Consider the following 23,358-nt stretch of genomic DNA (forward strand, 5'->3'; position numbering starts at 1 on the left):
TCGAGCGCAGTCGAGAACTAAAAACAGGTTTTGATTTCGCTCCATCGGACATTTTATAATTGTAAATGAATATTCTACTCACAGGTGCTACGGGAACATTAGGTTCTCAGGTGTTGTTTTCTTTATTGGAAGACAAATTTTCCCGTATTGAAAAGTTATACCTTCCTGTCCGTGAAAAGAAGTCATTAATGCCCAAGGAACGTATTTTCAAGATGCTGGAGAGCGAACATGTTCCAAAGTTCATTAAAAACAACCTTCAAGAAATACGTCATAAAATTGTAGTGGTCCCGGCTAAGGATATTCTAAATCCTGAGTGTTTTTTAGGTGGAAATAGAATTACTCATTTTATACATTCGGCCGGTTTCGTAAATCTTTCTACTTTACCGGAAGCAAAAGACGAAATTTATAAGGAAAATCTAGATTTTACAAAATCGATTTTTAAAGCTTACACATATTACATTGATAAGTTTATCTATATCAGCACTGCCTTCTCAGCCGGAAATCTAAGTGGAATTCTTCCCAACGATTATCTCAAGGACAATCATACGGCACACAGAAACCATTATGAGGCTTCCAAATACGCTTCCGAACAATTTTTAACTGAAGCAGGAAAAGAAGCGAACATCCCCGTACAAATATTACGTCCAAGTGTCCTGGGCGGCAATATCATGGATCACCCCAGTTTCTTCATTTCCAAGTACATGGTGTTTTATCTTTTTGCAAAATTCTTTTATCGCAGTTCTTCAAAAGATAGTGTACGGATTACGGCCCATAACGATAGCGGTTTAAATATTATCCCAACCGATTACGCGGCAAAAGTAATTACCAACGTGTTCGATACCGATATTGAGCAATTGAACATTGTACATCATACGACCACACATATTGCCAAGGGCATTCAAAAAATATTGGATACGGTAGATTTTCAGAACTTCAGCCTTACCCAAAATATCATTGATACCGCCACTGGGTTCGAGTCCAAGTTAGAGCAGTTTTACTATAATACCATTGGCATACATCTCACACCCTACCTTACCTCCAAACCTTGTGAATGGGACACCACCCTATTACAGCAAATTTTGCCTATTCCCGAATATAATTTGGAGGATTATCTGGCCAATACTATCCAATACGCAAAAAAACAAGGATTTAAGAATCAGCAGTGGTAAGCGTTACTTTTTGGTTAATAATTTTGATTCCCTTCAATACCCTACTTATTTTCATTTACTTCGCACAAAAAATAAACTATGGTCATTTTTGTGGATATGGACGAGGTTATTGCGGATACCTATGGTGCCCATATCGAAATTTACAATAAGGAATTCAACGGCAATCTGACTTCCGAGTCATGTATGGGAAACGAGGTCTGGAAAATGGTGCCCGAAGCTCATCAGGAAAGCGTACGAAAACATGCCACCCGCAGGGGTTTCTTTAAAGATTTAAAGGTAATTCCCAACAGTCAAAAAGTGCTGCAAAAACTTTCTAAAAAATATGAGGTTTATATCGCTTCCGCAGCGATGCAATTCCCAAATTCCTTGGAAGAAAAAAGCGATTGGCTAGATGAATATTTTCCTTTTATTCCGTGGCAAAATAGAATCTTATGTGGGCATAAGCATGTCTTGAAAGGAGATATTTTAATCGATGACCGCAGTTATAATCTTCAACATTTTGAAGGTAGAGGAATTCAGTTTACCTCTCCACACAATGTAAACACAAAAGGTTTTGAAAGAGCCAATTCTTGGTTGGAAATCGGGGAGAAATTACTTTAATCCCAACTTCGCCAAATCGTAAAAATAAAAATTCTTTTCGTCGTTCATCGCAGCGAACAATCCGTTTGGAAAAGTATCGTTCAAGGGAACGGTCGCTACCTCACAACCATCTGTCTCCTTTGTGGATAAATTCACTGCCTTGATAAAAGAATTGTCTTTTCGGGAAAAAATATTGAACGCTCCCTGCTGTTGATCGGACACTATGATATAACCCTCTCCATTGGCATAATTTGCAATGGCGATACCCTCTATATCCCTCAAAAAATATTCTCCACCAAAACAAGAAATTTCTTCATTCCCCATATTCGGTTCTGCATGGTATTTTTTTATGCAGACACCTTCATCGGCATAATAAATGTGTCCGTTTTCATCGTCCACCGCAATGGCTTCAATTTCTTTTGTGCCACTGAAAGAGCCAAATTTTCGAACTAAGCTCGTGCTTACACCGGTACTATCGCTTAATAATGCATATTGATACAAATATCCTTCAGAAGGACCCGTTTTTCTGCCTACTATAGCGTAAACAGCATCGTCTTTGGGCGATTTGTACAATGCTAAGCCCATAGGCAATCTGTTTTCAATGAGCTCTTCGTCCTCAAAAACCGGAAATCCTTCCACATCCAAAGGTTTTATATCCGGTATGGAAAAAACCCTTATTTGATGTTGCTCCCGCTCCGTAAAGACCAAAATATCCGTTTGTGTGGAATCATTTAGTCGAAACCCATATTCCACATCTACATTATTCGGTCTTTTTATATTTCTAATGGTCTTTTCTTCAATAATTTTTCCATCTAAATCAAAAGCATAAATAGCACCGTTCGTTTCTTTGTCAGTGCCAAAAACAATACTCTTTGAAGCATCTTCCGGATTCACCCAAATTGCAGGGTCATCTGTATCGTTCAACGTAAACTCCGTGATAACATCTGGCGCAATAGGAGGCAACTTATTTCCGCAAGATGAAAAAAACGGTGCCATACCTCCTATCAAAACCCATACTTTTTTTATGTTCATATAGTTATTCACTTTTATTTACCGGACAAGTCATACTTTAATCCAAAGGTGAGCCTTTTTTCATAGAATTCTACCTGTTGCGTACGTCTTACATCACCTTGATAATAACGTAACGGTTGGTTCGTAATGTTGTTTAGATCTGCATAAACTCTGAGATTTTTGCTAATGGTATACGAGGCATTTAAATCCAAAAAGGTCTGTTTGTCATAAAACCTGTCCTCAAACGCGTTTCCACCAAGCTCATCGATATAGGCATCCGAAAAGTTAAGCGATAGGCGAAGGTTAAACCGCTTATCCGTATATGCCAAAGAACTATTGAACATATTCGGGGCCGTGCCGGGCAAATCTACATCTTCACGAATTTCATCACCGTTCCGGATACCGTCCGTTGAGGAATTTAAAAACGTATAGTTCAGATAAACATTGAAATTTTTAGCAAAACCGGGCAAAAAATCCAGTTGTCGCTGAAAGGCTATTTCTGCCCCAAAAATAGTTGCGGTATCCCCGTTCAGTGGCTGAAAGACATCAAATCCTGTAGCGGTGTCTTCCGAAAGCGAGGTATAGATAAAATCCTGTATTTCCTTGTGGAACAATCCTCCCGATAAAATTCCAACCGACTCAAAATAATGCTCTGCCATTACATCAAAGTTCATGGAACGGGTGGGGTCCAAATTAGCATTTCCCGCTACAATTTCTTCATCTTCATTGATGATATTCCTAAAGGGAACCAAATCCACATAATTGGGACGCACTATGGTATTGGTCCATGCAAAACGTAGAATAGTGCGGTCAGTGATATTATATTTTAAATGAAGCCCTGGCAAAATATTGGTATAGGAACTCTCATCCCTAATTTGGTTTACCCCATCAAAATCTCCTTCGTCGTTAAAGATTACTTCATTGCCCAAAGAGTTTATTTCTGTGTTTTCTACCCGTATTCCCGCCAGTATAGAAAACTTGTCCGAAAGCTGTTGGTTGGCCATTAGATATCCAGCAATGACCTCTTCATCTACATCAAAATTACCGGCCAAAAATTCATCTTCTACAGCACTGGTCTCAAAAATCGCCGTATCCGAAAAATTTAAATCCCCCAAAAATTCCGGCGACACATAATCTCCTGCCACATATTGGCTACCGGCTAGAAAATCAGCATTGGTCAAATCACTGGTATCCACATCTGCCAAGGTCGCAAATTGGTCGCTCAAGGGTTCCGATTCAAAGAAGTTATTGTCGCGAACTTTATTTTTTGTTCTATATCGACCTCCAAATTTGATAAAACCATCCCCTGCTCCGAAAATATCCGCGGGCAATTGAAAATTCAAAAAGGCGTTGATATCTTTTTCTTCCGTAAACTGATTCTCTTCCGTGAATTCCCTAAACTCAAAATTTGACAAGGCAGCATCCGCTTGGTTTGTGGGTCTAAACGAAGGATAGCGCGGATTACTTAGGTCCGCGGTAATCCCAATAGCATCGCCTATCTCATATTCCGCATAACGCTCGTTGGGTCTTTCCTCACTGGCCAAGGCATATGAGGCCATCCAATCTACCTTCAACGTTCCAAACAGATGATTCCCGCCTAAGCTGTAGTTTTGCATACGCTGATCTTCCAAACGTGTGTTCTGGATTCTACCTCCGGGAATACCGCCTTTCGTCTGCCTCCTTATTTCACCTTGGTAACCGATGATGTTATGGCTTCCGTCCTCAAAAACAGGTTCAATGCTTCTATAACGCAAACGAAATCTATTTTCACGGTCATCGCGCCAATTATACATCGTTTTAATAAATATTGAATTATTTGTATCAAAAGCATAGTCCATGTTAGCGGAAAAACTTCTTCTGATACGCTGTACCAAATAGGTTCGTATATCCGATTCTTCCACAATGGGAGCTACGGTTATATCTTCTCCCGTAATGGGGCTTTCCACTTCGTTCACCCATTCTGCCTCTACATTATCAGAACCAAAATCCACATTGTTATATGATGCGGCAACCATCCAACCAAACTTTTTGTTCTTGGAACGATCTCCCAATAAAAAGCTTCCGTTATAGATAGGTTTGTCATTGATAAAGCTTAAACCGGAACCGACGGTGGCGGACAATCTAAAGCTTTGCGGTGAGGAACGGGTAATCAAATTCACGGAACCTCCTAACGCATCACCATCCATATCAGGAGTTACCGCTTTGTTCACTTCAATAGTCTGTATCATATCGGACGGAATCAAATCCATCTGCACATTTCTATTATCGCCTTCGGCAGATGGAATTCGGCTCCCGTTCAGGGTAACCGAATTCAGTTCTGGCGCTAGCCCTCTAACAATGACGTTTCTGGCCTCACCTTGATCTACTTGCATTGTTATTCCGGGAACACGTTTAATGGCATCGCCCACATTGGCATCCGGAAATTTTCCGATCTGATCCGTTGATATGATATTGGTAATGTTCTGTTTGTTCTTTTGGGTATTTAAGGCTTTTGATTGACCGGAAAGGCCATATACTTGTACTTCATCCAATTCCATATTTTTTTGCAACATACTGATATTGGACGTAATAGTGGTATTCGCAATAATCTCGATTTCAACTTCTATATTGGAATATCCTAGATATTGGATCTGTAAATTGTGTTTCCCTGCGGGAAGATCAAGAAGAAGGTACTTGCCATCTACATCTGATATCCCTCCCTTGTTCAATGAGGTTACCAATACAGTGGCAAAAGGAACGGCCAAGCCATTTTCGTCAACAATAGTTCCTTGTACGTTTCCTGATTGTGCTTTTAAAAATAAGGGCAATACAAAAAGGGCAAATAAAAAGTAATTTTTCATTTTCTGAGTGGTTGTTGTTATGACCACAAAGAAATTGGATATGTTCGGAAGAGCGGGTTAGCTAACTTTTAAGCTTAAGTAATTTTTATATTGATTTGGAGTCCATTTAAAATTGACTTAACAATTATGTAACAAAAAACCCTCACATTATAAAAGTGAGGGTTTCAATGTCTTATGCAAGAAAAGAAATTTCTAAGCCTCAAAAGGCTCTATGGAAACATAGGATTTACCTCCCGCTTTCTTTTCAAACTTAACTAATCCATCTACGCGTGCATGCAATGTATGGTCTTTACCGGCATATACATTTTCGCCTGGATTGTGTTTTGTTCCGCGCTGTCTAACAATAATGTTACCGGCAATAGCAGCTTGGCCACCAAAAATCTTAACCCCTAAGCGTTTCGATTCTGATTCCCTACCGTTCTTTGAACTACCTACACCTTTTTTATGTGCCATTTTTTTACGGTTTTATATTATACTTAATAACGATAAAAGCAATTATGCTTTACCGCCATCTAATTCATCTTGCCATTTCTTTAACTCGTCCCACTTACCATCGGCAGCTAATTTAGCTTGTGCCGGCCAAGTATCCGTTACGTGGTTGCCACGAACATCTGCAATGATTTCAGAAATTTTAGCTGGTTTTGCTTTTGCCAAATCAGCAAAAGTAGCAATACCTGCCTCAACCAAAGTGGAAGCAATTTTTGGTCCAATGCCTTCAATTTTTTTAAGGTCATCAGCTTTAGTCGCTTTTGCCTTTGGAGCTGCTTTTGTTTTTGGGGCTTCCGCTTTGGGTGCTGTTTCCTTTTTTGGAGCAGCTTTTTTCGCCGTCGGTTCAGCTTGTTTCTTAGCCGGAGCCGCTTTCTTGGCACCTTTTGCTACAATAGACTCGATTACGATTTCCGTAAGGGATTGTCTATGTCCATTTTTCTTTCTGTAACCTTTACGTCTCTTTTTATGGAAGACGATTACCTTATCACCTCTTAGGTGTTTAATGACTTTGGCCTCTACTGCGGCTCCGTCTATAGCTGGGGCGCCGATAGTAACGTTCTTACCATCGTCCAAAAGAAGAACATTGTCAAAAGTTACCTTTTTACCTTCCTCTGTTTGTAAACGGTGAACGTACACTTTCTGGTCTTTCGCAACTTTAAATTGCTGCCCTGCCATCTCTACAATTGCGTACATATCGTTAAAAAATGTATTGTTAAAACCTCGTGGATTTTTTCCAAAGGCGGGTGCAAATATACTGCTTATTGCTTAATCCACAAGTGTTTTTAATACAATTTAATCTCACTTTTTGCCCAAATTATTGGAGGACTTGAACAACTGCATGAAAGACAAGGTCAAAACTATGGTCGTTGAGAACCCCATAACGGCTACGACAAGGAATACGATAGCCTCAAAACTCTCATATTCTTTGGCCCATTTTGTAGATAGTTCCTCTAAAAAACCTGGGTCGAGTTCCGTGGAGTACAAAGCAAAAAATAGGGTGAACGCCAAAGTAGCCATACCCCCTGTAACTAAACCTGTTTTAAAACCGGAACTGTAATTAAATTTTTCCTTTTGCTGGAGTTTGAAAAATTTAATGGCCTCATAAATACCAAAGCCCGTTATGAAAGCATTAAAAAGACTGTAAAAAACATTGGTATGTAAACCCAAGAGCGATAATACTAAAAAATATGCAATCAGGGATCCACTTGTGGCCATCCCGAAACGTATGGGTAGTGCAAATCTGTTCATGATTAAATATCTTGTTTACTAAAATTTAAAAATTATTAAACGTAAATCCTATAATTTCTTGTTAAAAAACCTTTTATTCAGAAATATTTCGACAACTTAATGATATTTTGTCGTAACAAATTGTTGTCTTTGGACACCAATGAACAGAAATGCATTTAATTCTAAACACTATACAAATGAAATACAAATTACTATTGGGCCTCTCCGTTCTTTTTGCCGTTGGTGCCGGCGCTCAAGAAGTGGCCTATGAAGAGTATGACCTGGACAATGGCCTGCATGTTATTTTACACCAAGATAATACCGCTCCCGTGGTAACGACCGCTGTTATGTACCATGTTGGGGGGAAAGACCGCGTGGATGGTAAAACAGGGTTTGCCCATTTCTTTGAACATTTGTTGTTCGAGGGGACAAAAAATATCGAAAAAGGAAAATGGTTTGAAATCGTATCCTCCAATGGGGGAACCAATAATGCCAATACTTCTAATGATAGAACCTATTATTATGAAGTATTCCCTTCCAACAACTTAAAATTAGGGCTTTGGATGGAATCGGAACGTATGTTGCACCCGGTCATTGAACAAGGGGGTGTGGACACTCAAAACGAGGTAGTAAAAGAAGAAAGAAGATTACGCTATGAGAATTCTCCCTATGGAAAATTTCTTTTTGCCGTTTCCGAGAATTTATTCGAAAACCATCCTTATAAAGATCCGAACATTGGCTACATGAAGGATTTGGACGCCTCTTCTTTAGATGAATTCATTGCGTATAAGAAAAAATATTACGTGCCCAATAATGCCACTTTAGTCGTCACCGGGGATATTGATACAGATCAAGCAAAAAAGTGGATCTCCGATTATTTTGGCCCTATTCCCAGAGGGGCGGATATTGTTCGCAACTATCCGCAAGAAAAACCCATCACCAGCCAAATCAACGCAAAAACATATGATGCCAATATCCAGATACCTGCTACCATAATAGGATATAGAACTCCCGGTTTTAAAAATAGGGATGCCTACGTGCTGGATATGATCGCTACCTATCTAAGTGACGGACCAAGTTCCAAGCTGTACAAAAAGATGGTGGACGAGCAAAAAGAAGCGTTACAGGTAGGATCCATCAATTTGGGTCAGGAAGATTATAGTATGTATTTGGTCTTCGCCCTGCCCGTGGGTCAAATTACTTTAGATCAACTGAACACTTCCATAGAGCAAGAAATAGAAAAAGCGAGAACCACTCTAATATCGGAAAACGATTATAAAAAGTTACAGAACAAGTTTGAAAACAGGTTCGTTAACTCCAATTCCAGCGTAGAGGGCATTGCAAGTTCTTTGGCAACAAATTATTTGTTATTCGGCGATACTTCACTGATCAATAAAGAGATAGAGATTTACCGTTCCATTACCAGGGAAGAGATCAAGGAAGTTGCCAATAAATACCTCAACCCTAACCAAAGGGTCGTGATAGATTATTTACCTGAAGAAAAACCTGCAAACTAGAAAGATGATGAAAAAAATATTATTATTATTCGTATTGATTGCGAGTGTCCAAAACATGGCGGCTCAAATAGACCGTTCCGTTATGCCAGAACCGGGTCCGGCACCGGAAATTTCCCTAGAGGAACCTAAAAGTTTTGAGCTGAACAATGGTCTTAAGGTCATGGTGGTAGAAAACCATAAATTACCAAGGGTTTCCATAAGCCTGACCATTGATAATCCTCCTATCCTAGAAGGAGAAAAAGCAGGTGTTTCAAGCCTTACCGGAAGTTTGCTGGGACTTGGTTCCAAAAATATCAGTAAGGACGATTTTAATGAGGAAATAGATTTTCTGGGTGCTTCGATAAATTTTGGAGCACAGAGTGCATCCGCCAGTTCGTTGTCAAAATATTTCCCTAGAATAATGGAGCTCATGGCAGATGCCGCCATCAATCCAAACTTCACTCAGGAAGAATTTGAAAAAGAAAAGGAAAGACTAATAACCGGGCTAAAAACACAGGAGAAAGATGTTTCCGTCATTGCAGGAAGGGTACAACGCGTATTGGCCTATGGCAAGAATCATCCTTATGGGGAATACACTTCAGAAGAGACGGTTAAAAACGTTTTGCTAACGGATGTAGAAGCTTTTTATCGCGATTATTTTGTGCCTGCAAATGCCTATTTGGTCATTATTGGTGATGTGAGCTTTGATGAGGTAAAAAAATTGGCGGAAGAGAATTTTACCCCGTGGACCAAGGCCGTACCCCCTTCACTTAGTTTTACAAAACCTAGCGATGCGCAATACACGCAAATCAATTTTGTGGATATGCCCAACGCGGTACAGTCAGAAATAGCAGTGCAAAATTTGGTAGAACTGAAGATGAAGAACGAGGATTACCTGCCTGCGCTGATAGCCAACCAAATTCTTGGTGGTGGTGGAGAAGGAAGGCTCTTCTTAAACTTAAGGGAGGATAAAGGTTATACCTATGGTTCCTATTCTTCTTTGGGTGATGACAAATATGAAGTCTCCAGGTTTCGCGCTACGGCAAGTGTACGTAACATGGTAACCGATAGTTCCGTAGTGGAAATGTTAAAAGAGATAGATAGAATCGTGAATCAACCTGTTACCGAAAAAGAGCTCGCCAATACAAAAGCCAAGTATGCAGGCAGGTTTGTAAGAGCTTTGGAAGACCCACAGACCATAGCAAGATATGCCCTGAATATTGAAACGGAAGGCTTGCCCAATGATTTCTACAAAACCTATTTGGAACGTTTGGAGAATATTACGGTAAACGATGTACAAAAGGCTTCGCAAAAATATTTTAGCACCAGTAATGCCAGAGTGGTCGTTGCGGGAAAAGGAAGCGAAGTTCTGGATAACTTGGAAAAAGTTTCCGTAAACGAAAAAAAAATCCCGGTCATGTACTATGATAAAACAGGCGAAAAAACCGAAAAACCCAACTACAATATAACCATGCCAGAGGGTTTAACGGCCAATACCGTTTTAGAGAAGTATATTGAGGCTATTGGAGGCAAGTCAAAATTGGAAAGCGTGGAATCCTATTTTATGATGGCCGCTGCAGAAATGCAAGGCATGAAATTGGAACTTGAAATGAAAAAGACATCCAAAGACCAATTCATGCGAGATGTGAAAATGATGGGGAATTCCATGAGCAAACAAGTATTGGACGGAAACAAGGGTTATGCCGTTGTGCAAGGACAGCGCAAAGACCTCTCCGAAGACGAAATCCTTAAGGTAAAGGAGGAGTCAGCTCCTTTTCCTGAGCTTAACTATTTAGCGGCAGGTAATATTGCTTTGGAAGGAACAGAAATGGTGGGAGACAGTAAAGCCTATAAGCTAAAAATTACCGATAATAAAACAGCTTATTATGATGCGGAGACCGGTTTAAAGTTACAGGAAGTTACCTCGGCGGAAGTTCAGGGACAACAAATGAAACAAACCCTTTTATTGGGTGATTACAAAGAAGTTTCCGGCATTATGTTCCCTTTTAAGATTACACAAAGTATGGGGCCTCAGAATATAGATTTTATCGTAACCGAAATAAAGGTGAACGATGGAGTATCTCCAACGGATTTTGAATAGTAGACTAAAGAATCTTATTAAAAAACCCGCTCCAAGGAGCGGGTTTTTTCATTCAAACACGGTCGTAAACACTACCCTATTTTTCTGATCTGCGCTTCTCCGATGACAATTCCTTTATCAACATCGGCGTCGCCCGAATAATTTATCTTGGTTTCTCCGTAGCAGGTCACTTTTAATCTATCGGAAACGTTCACCCTAAAATTACTTTCCCCATAAGCCGTTATCTTGGTCTCCTCATTATCCATGGCCGTTGTGTTCACTTCACTTTCACCGTAAGCCCTATAGACCTGTCTGCGTACATCCCCTTCTGTAATTTCAAGATAGCTTTCACCATAAATGGCAACGGTAAGTTCCTCCAGGTTCAGCGATTCAAAATATACTTTTGATTCTCCGTAAATGGTCAGTTTTAGTTCATCCTGATCAAGGGCACTTTTACATTTCACGATTTCTTCCCCCCTAATGGAAAGATTTTTCAAGGTTTTATAGGTAATTGTCGCTCTGGCCATAGTACCATCGTATGTTGATTTTTTTCCTTTCCATTGGTCCGTAGATACGCGCTCCGATTTGGTAACGGTCTTTGCTCCGTCCAAATACAAACGTAAGGTTCTGCCCTCTACCTCAACATTTATTTTGTCCAAAGAAAGTTTCGCGTTTTCTATGGTAACGGATTCTTCGGTACCTTCTATCAATACTACTTCAATATGCGGGCTTACAATAACTTTTTCAAAAGCAGCTACTGCAACGGTTTTGGTCTGCGCTAACGCACTTAGGGTTACAAAAAATAAGGCTGCGAATGTTAAGGTTGATTTTTTCATGACTGTTCGTTTTTTTTATTCGATGAATTGATTTTTACTTTTAACTAAAGAGTAAGGTTACTCTTCTTTGTTACAGTAAACCGAAAAAATTAGGGTTAAGGCTGGCGTTTTTTGTTGACCGTCCATACGCCTAGAAGGATGATGCAGCCCCCTAAAATTTGAAATACATTAATGGTTTCCCCATCCCAAATCCAAGTAAGAACAGCGACTAGTAAATGTTCACGACCAAAACTTCCAGTTTTGAAGGTGTTCCTTAACGGACTGGTTGAGCTTTTCAGTTAGATTGGAAGGATTGACCGTAGGAGCAATCAATGGTGTTGACCCCAATCTTAATCCGGCGATGGTCATTACGGCGGACACCGATAATTCTGGAGGAACTTATTTAAATATAGGTATTGGGTTTAATTTGTATGCCCCAAACCGGGCATTGAAAAACCTACGTTTTGGATTTGAACTAGCCGCTCCCATTTATCAAGACCTCAACGGAATTCAATTAAAAAACAAAGAAACGTTGACCACAGGGCTTCAATATTCTTTTTTAACCTAAAAAAGTGCTGACCAAAAAACTTGGTCAGCACTATTAAAATATTATCGTTTGGTCAGAATCAAAGTGTCCGTTGCATTCCCTTCTCCTACCTCACGGACTTCTACACGTGATTCGGAAACAGCATCTATCTTCCAGTTAACGTTCAATAATTCCAATGGTGCGCCGGTACCAAAATCCAATAGTAATCTGGTATTTCCTGTCTGAATCAACCAAGTGCCATTAAATATGGTTCCGTTGTCGGCGATTACCGTACCATCCGTATCAAAGTTGAAGGAGTATCCATTAAAATCTGTGGTCTTATCTACATCGGCATCTAAAAAAGTATTCACTTCCCATGTTCCATCGGTCAAAATTATGTTTGAATCTAAGCCGATATTATTGCCAGTACTACCTTCCTCACAGGTTTCTCTAAAGTGTAATTTATCGTCTCCTGTATTTAGTCTAACGTCGGTACCCCTACCGGTTTCTTTAATTTCTTCAAGATTCCATACAGAATTGAACTCAATAAATCCGGGGATGTTCAGTTCTAATGTAATGCTAGTATCCGTATCAGAGCTTATCCAAGTACCGATATACATATTCGTCGTGGAAATTGCCAATACCGTACCGTCTTCTTGAAAATTGAATAGGAAATCTTCGTAGGCGTCATCTAACTTTTCATCATCTATTTCTAATTTATGGGCCTCCCATGCAGTACATAACAACCACGTTTGCGATAATAGGTCTAGACTGCATTCTTCACAATCGTCATCATCAAAATCATTGTTATCATCCTCATCACAGTTGTCTTTTACACTTTCTATAGTTTCCTCCAGCATAATGATATCCGTTACTTCTATTTGGGTAGCATCACTTAAAAGTAAGGTTACGGGAAATTCTATAGTAACAACATCACGTTCATTTAAATCGGCTAAAAATACATATAACATTTCATCATCGGTCTTACTCACAATATCAAAAACCTCACTGTCTCGGTTAAAGACCGAAAAAGATATTGGGTAAATGAAATCAACACACTCAATATCTTCATCTACCATTGAACAAGTAGCTATAAAGGATGATAACTCATCCGGGGTGTTTACAATTACTTTGGTGAAGTCGGAAAGTACAATCGTAACTGGAAAATTTATTTCCAAAACTTTTTCGGCAGTGTCATCACCATCATCGTTCTCCAAGAGATTCTCTATGGTTTCGAAATCACCAACTTCATCAACCACAACTTCATCTCCATTTATAGAAACGGTATATGGGAATTGAATAGAAATACAACTGGCACCATCCACAATATTATCAAAGGAACCATCTTTTGTAGTAGTTCTTAACAAAAGGTTGGCTATATTGGTATCCAAACTCAAAGATTCTTCCGGTCTAGCACCTTCAAAAACAAATTCTTCTTCCCTACACGATATGTTGCACAGGAATAAGACCACTAATAAGAGGTTCGAAAATTTTAGAATTAGCTTCATTGGGCTTAATTTAATTTTGTTTCTTCACTACTAAAACAACTAAACGAATAAAACTCCTGAAAAATTTCAAAAAAATAAAGATTTCATACTTTTGAATAAAACCAGTTTTTTGAAAAAAGATTTATTCGAGGATGTTTGCCAAGAAAGTGTTTTTGGGAACATTTATAACAAACATGCCCAAAACCTGCATGATTTTCTCTATTACAAATATGGCGATAAGCTAAACCCAGGGGACAAAGCACAGGATGCATTCGCCAAATTATGGGAAAACTGTAAAAAGGTGTCGCCAGAAAAAGCAAGATCTTATTTATTTACGGTAGCCAACAATATGATGTTGAACGAGGTCAAACATCAAAAGGTGGTTTTGAACTACAATAGCACTCCTGTAAAAACCTATACGAATGAAAACCCAGAGTTTCTTTTAGAAAAAGAGGAATACTATAAAAAGTACCAAAATGCACTTTCTAAATTAAGCGAGGAACAACGTACCGCATTTCTTTTAAATAAGGCCGAAGGCAAAAAACATGAAGAAATAGCACAATTATTAGGAGTCACTAAAAAGGTTGTGGAGTACCGTATTTACTCAGCTTTTGACAAATTAAAAGGAGAGCTGCAAAATTTTAAGTTAAAATAATCAGGAGAATCAAAGACTTGGTTGTTATATATGCAAAGTGCCTAACCTATGGACAACGATAACTTAGTACAAAAATGGCTGTCAGACGAACTGACGCAGGAAGAAAACAAATCTTTCAATACGATGGAAGATGCCTCTTTTTACAAGGATATAGTTTCTGACGCCAAGCATTTTAAAGCTTCGCAATTCTCTACTATGCCCGATTTTGATACCTTCAAGGAACATAGAATGAACTCGCATACACCAGTCATAAAGTTAAAATGGCTTAAACCTATGATGCGTATTGCCAGTATTCTGGTCATTTCATTGGGTATTTACTATTTTACGATTTTTGAAAAACCCACGACCGCCAAGACACTTTTAGCCGAAAAAACCACCATTGAGCTCCCGGATGCATCTCGCGTAGTCCTTAATGCAGATTCTGAAGTGAGCTATGATAAAGATGATTGGGCAAATAACAGAACCATTACTTTGAAGGGCGAGGCGTTCTTTGACGTTGCAAAGGGTGCAAAATTTGATGTTTTGACCGAGAAAGGTACCGTTACCGTTCTTGGAACGGAATTTAACGTAAAACAAAGAGGTGATTTTTTTCAAGTAGCCTGTTATGAAGGTACGGTAAGAGTAACTATGGGTGACAATACTGAAATACTACATGCCGGAGATAATCTTTCCTCGTTCAATAGTCTTATAAATACCGGTAAACATGTTGTTGAAAGTCCGCAATGGACCAATAATATGAGTCAGTTTACCCGTGTACCGGTTTCCGAAGTACTATCGGAACTTGAAAGACAATACAATATTACCATTACCGCCAAAACAATAAATAAAAACGAATTATTTACAGGTGGTTTCACCCATGATGACATGAACAGCGCCCTTTTGGCCGTTTGCGAGCCCCTTGGACTAACCTTTGAAATAATAAACAAAGGCGATGTACGTTTAAGTACAGGTGAATAAAAAGTACTTTGTCTTAACATATCTTTTCTTTCTATGCTCCTGTTTTAATCTGTCCTCACAAGAGGCCATTAAAACAAAGCCTTTATCTACCATTCTTGCTGATTTACAACAGCGATTTAAGGTGCAGTTCAATTACGTCTCAACTTTGGTGGACGGGATTTCCGCAACGCCCCCTAAAAACACTTTTAATTTAAAAGAGGCTGTCTCGTATCTGAGTAGCGTAAGTCAGTTAGAATTCGTATTCGTTTCCGAAAGTATCATTACCCTAAAAAAGAAGCAACGTATACTCTGCGGTCATATTAGAGATAGGGATACGAATGAAATTTTGCCCTTTGTTACTATTCAAAACGGTACTGCCGGAACCATATCAAACGAAAATGGTTTCTTTGAACTCCCTCTAAATAGTAGTTCTAATATCGTTGAAATAAAACATATAGGATATACTTATGTAGAAAGAGAAATTCAACATTTGAATACAGCGAAATGTTCGGATATTTATCTTTTGCCCAATCAAGAACAACTGGCAGAAGTGGTCGTATATGATTACCTGATCCGCGGTATTGATCAGTTGGACAATGGTGCATATCAAATAGATTTCAATAAGTTTAGCCTGCTTCCTGGCCTTATTGAAGATGATGTGCTACAAGCCGTGCAGGCACTTCCCGGTATTCAGAGTATAGACGAAACCGTATCCAACATCAATATTAGGGGAGGGAGCAACGACCAAAACCTAATTACATGGGATGGCATAAAAATGTACCAATCCGGGCATTTCTTTGGATTAATATCCATGTACAATCCGCAAATTACCCAAAAGGTAATCCTTTATAAAAATGGAACTAATGCTTCGGAAACCGATGGCGTTTCCGGAACGATCGCCATGCATACCAGTGATAATATCAATTCAGAATTAAAGGGTAGCCTTGGTGTAAATTTAATCGATGCCAATGCTTTTATAGATACTCCATTAGGAAAAAAAGCCTCATTACAGATTGCCGCTAGAAAATCTATCAGCGACTTTATAGAAACACCTACATACTCGGAGTATTTTAATCGTATCGCCCAAGATACGGAGCTGGAGCAGAACACGGAAACCGTCAAAAATTCCGATATTGCTTTTGACTTTTATGACGTATCCTTTCGCCTGCTTTATCATCCTTCCGGGAAGGATAAGATTCGCTTTAACTTTATCCATACCAACAACAATATCCTTTTCAACGAGAATGCCACCGTTGGCGGAATGGAAGAGATACGTCAAAGCGACCTAAACCAAGGAAGTATTGCCGGTGCTTTATATTATGAGAGAAATTGGTCGTCTAATTTTGATACTCAACTTTCTATTTCCGAAACGGATTACAGTTTAAATGCAAGTAATGTAAATATCTTGACCGATCAACGTTTTCTTCAGAAAAATGAAGTTTCGGAAACAGGTATTAAACTCAATACAAACTATAAAATAAATGAAAATATAAAATGGGCCAACGGTTACCATTTTGTAGAAACCAAAGTAACCAATCTAGACAATATTGATAATCCACAATTTCTTTTGTTGGTAGGAGAAGTATTGCAAACCCATGGCATCTATTCACAGTTAGGATTTTTGGGAAACAATAAAAAGACACACGTAAATGTAGGTCTACGTTTTAATTACCTGGACAAGTTCAAAAAACAGATTTGGGAACCCAGGCTTAGTCTTAACCATGATTTTGGAAAAGGTTTTGGCGCGGAAATTTTAGGGGAATTTAAACATCAAAATACCTCTCAGGTGATAAACTTTCAAAACGATTTCCTAGGGGTAGAAAAAAGGAGGTGGCAACTTTCCAATAATGGGTCCATTCCGGTGATTACCAGCAAACAATTCTCTATTGGAGGAAATTATGTAAAGAAAGGCTGGCTATTAAACTTTGTTCCCTTTTATAAAAAAGTAAACGGTATTACCACCCAAAGTCAAGGCTTTCTAAACAATTATGAGTTCGTTAAAACCACTGGAGCTTATGACGCGCTAGGTGCTGACCTACTACTTCGCAAACAGTTTCCTAAAGTATCTGCTTGGTTAAGCTATTCGTACCTAAACAGTACTTACACTTTTAATGGGCTACCGGAAGTTCGCTTTCCCAATAATTTTGAAATTACACAAACTTTTACGGTAGGCGCCAATTATACCCTAAAAAAGCTTATCCTTGCAGGTGGTTTAAATTGGCGGAGCGGAAAGCCACTGACGATACCTTTGGAGGCAAATCCCGTAACCGACGGAGAAATAAATTTTGGTCCTGCCAACGCAATGCAACAAAATGATTACTTACGATTGGACATCTCTGCCAAACAAGAATTTACATTAGGTAACAAAACAAGAGGACAAGTAGGTATAGCACTATGGAATGTTCTTGACCGAAACAACACCATCAATACCTTTTATAGAGTAAATACTATGTCCGAAGTTCAGGAAAACAATCAAAGTTCCTTAGGTATTACTCCCAACGCAACGTTCAAACTATTTTTCTGATTATTTTAGAATTAAACACTGCGCCTAGTTGTGGCACAGTGTTTAATAGTTTCACCATCCATAATAAGTATGTACAGTGTTGCTAAGAAATTGGGGGATTTTTATATTAATACAATTAATACTAAGTATTGTATCGTAAATATAAATATTAAACCATTGAGGAAATTTTGTTGATATTTAAAGATTTTTTCAAATTCTTGCGTTTCAACATCGGTAGGGTTTGAGTTTGATTTGAGATTTTTCATGTTTCTTAGTCTTTTATTATAAAACAATCTCTTTTAAAAAACTCCTGAAAAAAAATAGCTTTTTTTAAAAAAAAATTTATTTTACTGAAAATCAATTAATTACACGCTAATAAAATTTAATCTTTTTTCTATCCGGCTTTAATAATACCAATCCATTGCTATTTTCATTTATCCATTAACATGAAGAGACTGCTTATTTCTATCTTTATATTTACTTATAGCTATAGCGACTTTAAATGTTACTCCTTAAATATAAATTGAATGATACATAAAACTCCCTTGTTATTTTTTAGCATTATAGCCATGCTGTTCATTTCCTGTAAAGAGGAAACCAAAAAAGTAAAGGAAGGCCCAAGTCAAATGGAACAGGTCATGGCCATACATGACGAAGTGATGCCCAAAATGGGGAAAGTGGGGAAACTCGTGGGGAAATTAAAACCTATGGCAGATTCCTTAGGTCTTGAATCTCCACAAGGAAAAGCTATGTTGGATTTACAAAATGCGAACAAAGCCATGATGGATTGGATGCATGGCTTTGGTGACCGTTTTGATTCCGAGGAAATATTGGAAGGCAAAGAGCTTACGGAAGAGAAGAAAAAATGGTTGAACGAAGAAGAAGAAAAAGTGCAAAGGGTAAAGGAAAAAATAAATTCTAGCATTGCACAGGCCGAAGCGTTATTGGCCAATTAGCCGTTCAACTATAAGAAATCAATCCCCCGACCACCACTTTTCCATATCGGTTTCATTTTCGTTTAAATAGATATAAGCCCCAATTTTCGGAACAATTATAGGCAATCCTAAATCCCCTGCTTTTTTGGAAACCTTTTCCACTGGTTCTGTCCAAGGATGCATGGCCAATTTGAACCCTCCCCAATGAATGGGCATTATCTGTTTAGCCCCCACATCTAGTCCGGCTTGCGCTGTTTCTTCGGGCATCATATGTATTTCCTTCCAAAGTTCGTTGTATTGTCCACATTCCATCATAGCGAAATCAAAAGGACCAAGACGGTCCCCTATTTCCTTAAAATGGGCGCCATAACCGCTATCTCCACTAAAAAAGATTTTTTCAGTGCTCGAAATGATGCTCCAAGAACTCCACAGTGTCTTGCCCTTATCCGTTAATCCCCTTCCTGAAAAATGTTGTGCCGGGGCACAAACTAATTGTAATCCTTCAAATGTAATTTCATCCCACCAATCCATCTCCAAAATATCATTTTTAGAAATACCCCACTCTTCCAAATGAGATCCAACACCTAACGGGGTATAAAATTTACCCACCTTGTCCTTTAATAATTGAATAGACCCATAATCTAAATGATCGTAATGGTCATGGGAAAAAATTACGGCATCTATTACCGGTAATTTTGAAATTTCAATAGGCAGGGATTTGCTAAATCTTTTTGGTCCTAATAAAGGGTGTGGTGCGGGGACATCGCCAAACATAGGGTCAATTAAAATATTCTTCCCCTCTATCTGCAATAGAAAAGCTGAATGGCCAAACCATACCAATCTTGTTGGGCCGGTGTATTGGGCTACTGATGTAGAATCAATTTTTAGAACGGGAATATTTATATCAGGTTCAGTATTTGGATTACCCTTAATATAACCGCCAAGCATCTTCATGAATTTATTAAAATCCATTTCCGATTTTACATCTCCGATATTTATGAAGACCCCGTCCCTGAAATTAGGAGATTTGCGAAATAGCTCTTTTTTCTCTTTAGAAGGAGTTCTGCCAAACTCCGGACTTAAATTTACGAATAGGATAACTACAATAACCAAGGCCAAAAACAGACCGCTTGCGAATAACAACATTTTTTTGAACGCTTTTAAAAGTTTACGCATTAGAAAGGCAAATTGTTTAGATCTACATTGCCCCCGGAAATAATGACTCCTACTTTCTTATCCTTATAGATTGATGGATTCTCGTTCGCATCTCGGATCAAAGCGGCTACCGTAACGGCACTTGAAGGCTCAATGATGATTTTCATGCGTTCCCAGACCAAACGCATGGCATCTACAATCTCGGCTTCCGTAACGCGAACAATTTTTTGGACATGTTTCTGAATAATTGGAAAATTCTTATCTCCCAAGGTAGTTTTGAGTCCGTCTGCAATGGTATCCGTTGTTTCATTTCCTTCGATTTTACCACTCATTAATGAGCGGTAGGCATCATCAACCGAAAATGGCTCACCTCCCAACACCGTACAGTCCTTTCCAAAATAATTTGCAGCCAAAGCGGAACCTGCAATGAGACCACCACCTCCTACGGGACAAAAAATCATGTTTAAATTGGGCTGCCCTTCCAATAATTCCATGGCCGCAGTACCATGGCCCATAATAACATTTTCATTGTTGGAGGGGTGCAAAAAAGTAGCTTCGGTTTGTTTTACGATAATATCCGCCATTTCCTGTCGTGCCCTTAACGTAGGTTCGCACTCATATATTTTTCCCTCGTATTCCATGACCCCTACTTTTTTAACTGCTGGAGCAGTGGAAGGCATAACAATATGGGCGGGAACGCCTATATTTTTTGCGGCCAACGAAAGTGCCTGTGCAAAATTACCGGAGGAATGGGTTACCACCCCTTTGCTTTTTTGAGTATGGCTTAATTGTAAAATGGCATTGGTAGCTCCCCTAATCTTGTAAGCTCCGGCACGTTGAAAATTTTCACATTTAAAGAATACCTCTATCCCTATTTTTGTATTGATGAGCCTTGAAGAAAGTACAGCAGTATTATGAATATGGGGTTTTATCCGCAAATGGCAATCCAATAGGTCCTGTTTTATCATAATTCTTTGTTCTTGAGCCCAAGTTATAAATTACTTGAATTCCCTCTGATCAATACGTTTACTTATTCGAGTATGTCCTTAAACCAAAAACTGATACGGCATCTACGCAATCGTCATTTCCATTTTAAGGATTCCATGATGATGCGGACATCATTTTGCAGGTAGGCCGCGGCCGGTAAAATAGAGTCATAATTGGGTTTGGTGAAAAAATAGACAGAGCCTGTTAAAAAATGCTCAGTACTATCCGTTACGAAAAATTGTGACTGGGAAGCAGCATCGCCTTGAACTTCGAACAATGCGCCGTATACTTTATTTTCAGGATTAACGAACGGATATGGTATGATTTGCCCTTTGGAAGCGTGTTCGTAGCTTAACTTCTCGGCATCCCTTATAAGTTTGTTCAGATTATCATCAATCTTTTTATAACTGATGAAAATGGCCCCTTTCATCTCCGGATATTCAATAGTGAACGCCTCCTCGTTATTGGCTTTCGCTTTCGCCAACTCATTGTATTGAAACTCAAAATTATCCGTTTTCAAAGTCTCTAGTTGACCTTGCGGGTATTCCAAACGCATCAACGCCTTGGGCTTGGGTATAGGGTTTTCTTCTTTGCAATTCACAAGAAGGAGCACAAAACAAATGACGGCCAAATAATTAAGCTTCATTGGGCATGGTAACTTTTATCTGTTTTAATCTTTTTTTGTCCAAACTCTCTATCACAAAAACGTAGTCTTGAAAAAACACTTTCTCACCCCTGCGTGGAAAACTTCCTGCTATTTCCAAAACAAAACCCGCTATGGTTTCGGATTCACCCTTATTATCCTCAAACGGCATTTCATCTTCCAATTTTACCACCCGGTAAAAATCCTTGAGTGCCGTCTTTCCATCAAAAACGTAATTATAATCGTCCAATTTTGAAAAAACAAGGTCTTCATCGTCAAACTCATCACTGATATCCCCTACAATTTCCTCAATAATATCTTCCAAGGTCACAATACCGGAAGTCCCCCCATATTCGTCCACGACGACCGCCAAATGATTCTTTTTTTCCTGAAACTCGGCGAGCAGATCGTCCAACTTTTTGTTCTCAGGAACAAAGTAGGGTTCACGGATCAGTTTGGTCCAATTAAAGGTCTTTCTTTCCAAATAGGGTAACAAATCCTTCACATACAAAACGCCCAATACTTTATCTATGTTCTCCGAAAAAACCGGAATCCTGGAATAGCCGTTCTTCTTTATTTCTTCCAATACTTCGGGGAATTTCAATTGCTCGCTTAGGGCGAAAATATCGATTCGAGGGCACATGACCTGTTTGGTATCCGTGTTTCCGAACGTTACGATGCCCTGCAATATTTTTTGCTCCTCTTTCGTGGTATCCCCATCCGAGGTAAGTTCCAAGGCTTGGGAAAGATGATCTACGCTTAAGTTGGATTTTTCCTTGCCCAATTTGTTGTATAGAAAAATAGTTCCGGAACGCATTGGCAGACTTAACGGAGAAAACAGAAAATCCAATACTTTCAGAGGATACGCCATAAAATAGGAGAAACTGAGCCTATTTCTATTGGCATAAACTTTTGGGAGAATCTCACCGAACATCAATATTAAAAAAGTAGCCACTACGACCTCTAAAATAAACCGGAGCGAAACCACCCCGAACAAAACCTTGGTAACATTCGAAAACAAGGTATCACCGATAATATTAAAGAGTAGCACTACCCCAATATTAATAGCATTATTGGTAATTAGAATAGTGGCCAATAACTTCTTTGGACGCTCCAACAGTGCGATCAGCATATTTCCTTTGGCCGTTTTTTGGTCTGCCATTTCCTTAATTTCCGTACCGGAAAGACCGAACAATGCTACTTCCGCACCGGAAATGAGCGCGGAAGAAGCCAATAACACAATAAGAACTACAATATTCAGCGCAAAAGCACTGTCCATAACCATAAAATTCAATAAAAAATAATAAGGGTCAGGGTCCAATAGTCAGTACTTTAATTTAGAAGGGTAAATCATCCTCAGGTTCAGGTTCGCTCACCTTGGGTGTAGATTGGCTTGGTGTATTCACAGAAGTGTTTTGGGCCGCTTGTTGGGTCGGTTGCGCATTACCTGCACTATTCGCCAAACTTTCTTTCTTGGTGGATAAAAAGGTAAAATCCTGAACGTGTACTTCGGTAGTGTATCTGGTGTTACCATCCTCACCTTGCCATTGCCTGTTTTTAAGCCTTCCCTCTACATATACCTTATCGCCCTTACCCAAATATTTCTCACAAATTTCGGCCGCCTTGTTTCTGACCACCACATTGTGCCATTCCGTATTGGTAACGCGTTCACCTGTTTGCTTGCTTGTGTAGGTCTCGTTGGTGGCTATCGGAAACCTGCCAATACTCCCGCCACCTTCAAAATAATGCATCTTTACCTCATCTCCCAAATGCCCAATTAGCATAACCTTATTTAATGTACCACTCATAATTTTTGTCTAATATT

Annotated in this window: 21 protein-coding genes; 9 read left to right on the plus strand and 12 right to left on the minus strand. The window is 39.0% G+C overall.

Annotated elements, in window-relative coordinates:
• The first annotated feature begins 65 nt into the window (after nt 1–65).
• Both ACKWBX_RS13140 and ACKWBX_RS13145 read left to right on the plus strand, forming a co-directional pair.
• Nucleotides 66–1,169, plus strand: a complete 1,104-nt coding sequence (locus ACKWBX_RS13140) for an SDR family oxidoreductase (protein WP_413969161.1) — start codon at nt 66–68, stop codon at nt 1,167–1,169.
• Nucleotides 1,170–1,247: 78 nt separating this feature from the next.
• A complete protein-coding gene (locus ACKWBX_RS13145; RefSeq protein ID WP_413969162.1) occupies nt 1,248–1,769 on the plus strand; it encodes a 5' nucleotidase, NT5C type in 522 nt (173 codons plus the stop codon).
• Here the strand turns inward: ACKWBX_RS13145 and ACKWBX_RS13150 are convergent.
• The 5 genes from ACKWBX_RS13150 to ACKWBX_RS13170 all read right to left on the minus strand — a co-directional run bounded on the left by ACKWBX_RS13150 (nt 1,761) and on the right by ACKWBX_RS13170 (nt 7,336).
• The gene (locus ACKWBX_RS13150; RefSeq protein WP_413969163.1) at nt 1,761–2,780 is read right to left on the minus strand and encodes a phytase; all 1,020 of its coding nucleotides are present in this window, start codon (nt 2,778–2,780) and stop codon (nt 1,761–1,763) included. The two genes, ACKWBX_RS13145 and ACKWBX_RS13150, sit on opposite strands and share 9 nt — an antisense overlap.
• Nucleotides 2,781–2,794: 14 nt before the next feature.
• The gene (locus tag ACKWBX_RS13155; RefSeq protein WP_413969164.1) at nt 2,795–5,599 is read right to left on the minus strand and encodes a TonB-dependent receptor; all 2,805 of its coding nucleotides are present in this window, start codon (nt 5,597–5,599) and stop codon (nt 2,795–2,797) included.
• 192 nt (nt 5,600–5,791) lie between these two features.
• On the minus strand, nt 5,792–6,052 hold the full coding sequence (gene rpmA / locus ACKWBX_RS13160) for a 50S ribosomal protein L27 (protein WP_099544685.1): 261 nt from the start codon (nt 6,050–6,052) through the stop codon (nt 5,792–5,794).
• Nucleotides 6,053–6,094: 42 nt separating this feature from the next.
• Entirely contained in the window at nt 6,095–6,781 is a 687-nt protein-coding gene (gene rplU / locus ACKWBX_RS13165; protein WP_413969165.1) for a 50S ribosomal protein L21, read from the minus strand.
• A gap of 105 nt (nt 6,782–6,886) precedes the next feature.
• Entirely contained in the window at nt 6,887–7,336 is a 450-nt protein-coding gene (locus ACKWBX_RS13170; RefSeq protein WP_413969166.1) for a DUF4199 domain-containing protein, read from the minus strand.
• Between the two features lie 176 nt (nt 7,337–7,512).
• Here ACKWBX_RS13170 and ACKWBX_RS13175 point away from each other — a divergent pair, with 176 nt between their 5' ends.
• Both ACKWBX_RS13175 and ACKWBX_RS13180 read left to right on the plus strand, forming a co-directional pair.
• On the plus strand, nt 7,513–8,832 hold the full coding sequence (locus tag ACKWBX_RS13175; RefSeq protein ID WP_413969167.1) for a M16 family metallopeptidase: 1,320 nt from the start codon (nt 7,513–7,515) through the stop codon (nt 8,830–8,832).
• A 7-nt stretch (nt 8,833–8,839) separates the two neighbouring features.
• Complete coding sequence (locus ACKWBX_RS13180; RefSeq protein WP_413969168.1) at nt 8,840–10,912, plus strand: insulinase family protein; 2,073 nt, start codon at nt 8,840–8,842, stop codon at nt 10,910–10,912.
• 71 nt (nt 10,913–10,983) lie between these two features.
• Here ACKWBX_RS13180 and ACKWBX_RS13185 read toward each other — a convergent pair whose 3' ends face one another.
• Nucleotides 10,984–11,727 carry a head GIN domain-containing protein gene (locus ACKWBX_RS13185; RefSeq protein ID WP_413969169.1) on the minus strand — a complete coding sequence of 248 codons (744 nt, stop codon included), beginning with the start codon at nt 11,725–11,727 and terminating at the stop codon, nt 10,984–10,986.
• A 265-nt stretch (nt 11,728–11,992) separates the two neighbouring features.
• Between ACKWBX_RS13185 and ACKWBX_RS13190 the strand changes: the two genes are divergently transcribed.
• Nucleotides 11,993–12,274 carry a hypothetical protein gene (locus ACKWBX_RS13190; protein WP_413969170.1) on the plus strand — a complete coding sequence of 94 codons (282 nt, stop codon included), beginning with the start codon at nt 11,993–11,995 and terminating at the stop codon, nt 12,272–12,274.
• A gap of 41 nt (nt 12,275–12,315) precedes the next feature.
• On the opposite strand, the gene ACKWBX_RS13195 is transcribed toward ACKWBX_RS13190, so the two are convergent.
• Nucleotides 12,316–13,740 carry a hypothetical protein gene (locus tag ACKWBX_RS13195; RefSeq protein ID WP_413969171.1) on the minus strand — a complete coding sequence of 475 codons (1,425 nt, stop codon included), beginning with the start codon at nt 13,738–13,740 and terminating at the stop codon, nt 12,316–12,318.
• 109 nt (nt 13,741–13,849) lie between these two features.
• Here ACKWBX_RS13195 and ACKWBX_RS13200 point away from each other — a divergent pair, with 109 nt between their 5' ends.
• From ACKWBX_RS13200 to ACKWBX_RS13215, 4 genes are all read left to right on the plus strand, one after another.
• Entirely contained in the window at nt 13,850–14,374 is a 525-nt protein-coding gene (locus ACKWBX_RS13200) for an RNA polymerase sigma factor (RefSeq protein ID WP_413969172.1), read from the plus strand.
• 48 nt (nt 14,375–14,422) lie between these two features.
• Nucleotides 14,423–15,331, plus strand: coding sequence for a FecR family protein (locus tag ACKWBX_RS13205; RefSeq protein ID WP_413969173.1), 909 nt, complete (start codon nt 14,423–14,425; stop codon nt 15,329–15,331).
• The gene (locus tag ACKWBX_RS13210; protein ID WP_413969174.1) at nt 15,324–17,834 is read left to right on the plus strand and encodes a TonB-dependent receptor; all 2,511 of its coding nucleotides are present in this window, start codon (nt 15,324–15,326) and stop codon (nt 17,832–17,834) included. Before ACKWBX_RS13205 ends, ACKWBX_RS13210 begins: the two co-directional genes overlap by 8 nt.
• A gap of 506 nt (nt 17,835–18,340) precedes the next feature.
• Complete coding sequence (locus tag ACKWBX_RS13215) at nt 18,341–18,769, plus strand: hypothetical protein (RefSeq protein WP_413969175.1); 429 nt, start codon at nt 18,341–18,343, stop codon at nt 18,767–18,769.
• Nucleotides 18,770–18,787: 18 nt separating this feature from the next.
• Here ACKWBX_RS13215 and ACKWBX_RS13220 read toward each other — a convergent pair whose 3' ends face one another.
• The 5 genes from ACKWBX_RS13220 to ACKWBX_RS13240 form a co-directional block, all read right to left on the minus strand.
• Nucleotides 18,788–19,924 (minus strand): MBL fold metallo-hydrolase, encoded by a 1,137-nt coding sequence (locus tag ACKWBX_RS13220; RefSeq protein ID WP_413969176.1) that lies wholly within the window; start codon nt 19,922–19,924, stop codon nt 18,788–18,790.
• Entirely contained in the window at nt 19,924–20,871 is a 948-nt protein-coding gene (locus ACKWBX_RS13225; protein WP_413969177.1) for a pyridoxal-phosphate dependent enzyme, read from the minus strand. The genes ACKWBX_RS13220 and ACKWBX_RS13225 overlap by 1 nt, the downstream gene beginning before the upstream one ends.
• A gap of 113 nt (nt 20,872–20,984) precedes the next feature.
• Nucleotides 20,985–21,536 carry a gliding motility lipoprotein GldD gene (gene gldD, locus ACKWBX_RS13230; protein WP_413969178.1) on the minus strand — a complete coding sequence of 184 codons (552 nt, stop codon included), beginning with the start codon at nt 21,534–21,536 and terminating at the stop codon, nt 20,985–20,987.
• Nucleotides 21,526–22,854 carry a gliding motility-associated protein GldE gene (locus tag ACKWBX_RS13235; protein WP_462044489.1) on the minus strand — a complete coding sequence of 443 codons (1,329 nt, stop codon included), beginning with the start codon at nt 22,852–22,854 and terminating at the stop codon, nt 21,526–21,528. The genes gldD and ACKWBX_RS13235 overlap by 11 nt, the downstream gene beginning before the upstream one ends.
• 16 nt (nt 22,855–22,870) lie before the next feature.
• Nucleotides 22,871–23,341, minus strand: coding sequence for a single-stranded DNA-binding protein (locus tag ACKWBX_RS13240; protein WP_413969179.1), 471 nt, complete (start codon nt 23,339–23,341; stop codon nt 22,871–22,873).
• Nucleotides 23,342–23,358 lie beyond the last annotated feature (17 nt).

Origin of the sequence: Maribacter algae (assembly GCF_047345745.1) — a bacterium.
Lineage (GTDB): Bacteria > Bacteroidota > Bacteroidia > Flavobacteriales > Flavobacteriaceae > Maribacter.